Source organism: Flavobacterium erigeronis (assembly GCF_054075165.1).
In genome coordinates this window covers 1-2,796 of record NZ_JBSKGP010000020.1, presented here as the reverse complement: position 1 = coordinate 2,796, position 2,796 = coordinate 1, and the positions used below count along the sequence as shown (strand labels likewise).

The 2,796-nt window shown below is 40.3% G+C and carries 1 pseudogene; it reads left to right on the top strand.

Annotated elements, in window-relative coordinates:
- Positions 1-2,796 (top strand): annotated as a pseudogene (locus ACWA1F_RS23880) (DUF11 domain-containing protein); the annotation flags it as partial.

Here is a 2,796-nt window from a genome sequence, read left to right as displayed (position 1 = left end):
TGGAGATTATTTGAATACTACCGAAGTTACAGCAGCCGATCTTCCTGACCCGAATTCTACTCCAAATAACGGAGTTACGACAGAAAATGATTATGCATCAGCAACTACAGTTCCAAACCAATTATCTGCCGATTTGGCTTTAACAAAAACCGTTAATAATCCAACCCCTTTAACTGGTTCTACTGTTGTTTTTGAAATTATAGTTGAAAATTACGGGCCTCAAAATACAACAGGTGTAACCGTAACCGACTTACTGCCTTCTGGATATACTTTTAGCAGCTACAATACTTCAAAAGGCAGTTACAACCCAGCAACAGGAATTTGGAATATCGGTTCATTTGCTAATGGCGACAACCACGTATTGCAAATTACAGCAATAGTAAATCCGACAGGAAACTATGAAAATATTGCTGAAGTAACGTCTAGCGCCCTGCCAGATCCAAATTCTACAACAGGTAATGGAATTAGTGGTGAAAATGATTACGATACGGCAACAACCAATCCTTTAGTTCAATCTGCTGATTTATCATTGACTAAAACAGTCAATAATCCGACGCCTTTAATAGGAACCCCGGTAACTTTTGAAATTATCATTAAAAATGATGGGCCAGAAAATACTGCTGGTGTAGAAGTTACAGATCTTCTTCCAAATGGCTACACTTTTAGCAGTTTCTCCGCTACAAAAGGAACTTACAACAGTACAACCGGTAAATGGACAATTGGTTCGTTAATAAGCGGCGATTCTCAAACCTTACAATTGACGGCTATTGTAAACGAAACAGGAAATTATCTCAATATTGCAGAAGTAACGGCAAGTACGCTTCCTGATCCTGATTCGACTCCAAATAATGGTGTCACAACTGAAGACGATTACGCGGCTGTGGGAACAGTCCCAGTTGCTTCTCAAGCCGATTTATCTTTAACGAAAGAATTAGTTGGCGGTAATCTTAGCCCGATTTTTGGCGCCACAGTAACATTTGAAATTACAGTTAAAAATGATGGCCCACAAAATGCAACAGGAGTGCAAATACTGGATTTACTGCCAAGCGGTTATGATTATTTGGTTTACAGCTCAACCGCTGGAAATTACGCCAATACGTCGGGAATATGGAATATCGGCACTATTCTAGCCGGAGATTCGGAAACTTTATTGGTATCAGCGATTGTAAATCCGGCAGGAAATTATCAAAATATAGCAGAAGTATATTCTTCAGACCAATCTGATCCAGACAGTACGCCAAACAACGGAATTGCAGGCGAAGACGACATGGATTCTGAAACGCTCACTCCTGTTGTGGCTGTTGCCGATCTTTCTTTAGAAAAAGAAGTCGTTAATAATATATTGACACCAGATGTAGGTGCTCCAATATCATTCTCTATTACGGTGCGAAATTCGGGTCCGAGCGCTGCCACAGGCGTAACGATCAAAGATGTTTTGCCTCCAGGATATGATTATATATTCTATAATGCTACTTCTGGAAGTTATAATCAAATTACGGGCGAATGGACTCCGGGAATTATTCTTCCTGGAAACAGTCATACATTATTGCTTAATGTATTTGTTAAAACACCAACAGGTGCTGCAAACGAATATTTAAACATTGCAGAAATTATGACATCTGACCAGCATGATCCAGACAGTACACCTGGAAATGGTATATCGACAGAAGACGATTATGACAGTATTGCTGTGACACCAGTAATTGTTCAGGCAGATTTGTCTATCGAAAAAAGAACGCTCAGCGGAAATACATCTTTTGATGTTGGCGCCAACATTATATTCGAAGTAACCGTTAGCAATGATGGGCCAGGAAATGCCAGCGGCGTTATGGTAAAAGACCTGCTTCCAAAAGGATTTACCTATCTTACCTATACGGCAACAAGCGGTATTTACAACTTTGTTACCGGAAACTGGAACACAGGAATTGTAAACGCTGGCGCTACACAGACATTGCAAGTATATGTTCGTGTCAATCCGCCTTCTGGTCAAAGCGGAGAATACACCAATGTTACAGAAATCACCGCCAGTAACCTGCCCGATCCAGATTCGACACCAAACAACGGTGTCACTACAGAAGATGATTATGACAGTCTTACTATAAATGTTAACGTAGCCGATTTAAGCCTCAACAAAACAGTCAATAATCAGAATGCAAATGTTGGCGAAACTGTTAATTTCACTCTTCAAATTGGCAATGAAGGCCCTGCAGAAGCAACTGGTGTAAGTATTGAAGATGTAATGCCTGTTGGCTACAAAAACATTTCGAACATCAGCAATGGCGGTATTTTAAGTCTGAGCAGCATCAAATGGACTGGCTTAACTGTTCCTATTGGCGGTATCACCCTGACCTACTCAGCAGTTGTCGGAGATCCTCACGGACTGCAACATACCGATTATGTAAACATCGCGCAAGTTACCGCTAGCAATCAGTTTGATCCTGATTCAACGCCAAATAACGATAAAGGAGACCAGAGTGAAGACGATGAAGATTCAGAATTCATCAATATTCCATCAACTGATGTAGCCATCAATAAAACTGTTGACAAAACAGATGTGCCGATGAACAGCGAAGTCACTTTTACTATTACAGCAGATAATTTAGGCAGTCTCGCAGCGACAAATGTTGAAGTTCAAGATGTGCTTCCAAAAGGCTATTCATTTGTAGGCGCAACCGTTACATCAGGAAGCTACAATGCATCAACAGGAATTTGGTCCATACCTTCTATTAATCCTGGTTCTGCACAAACTCTAACATTGATTGTAAAAGTGGTAGATTTTAACGACTATATAAATAA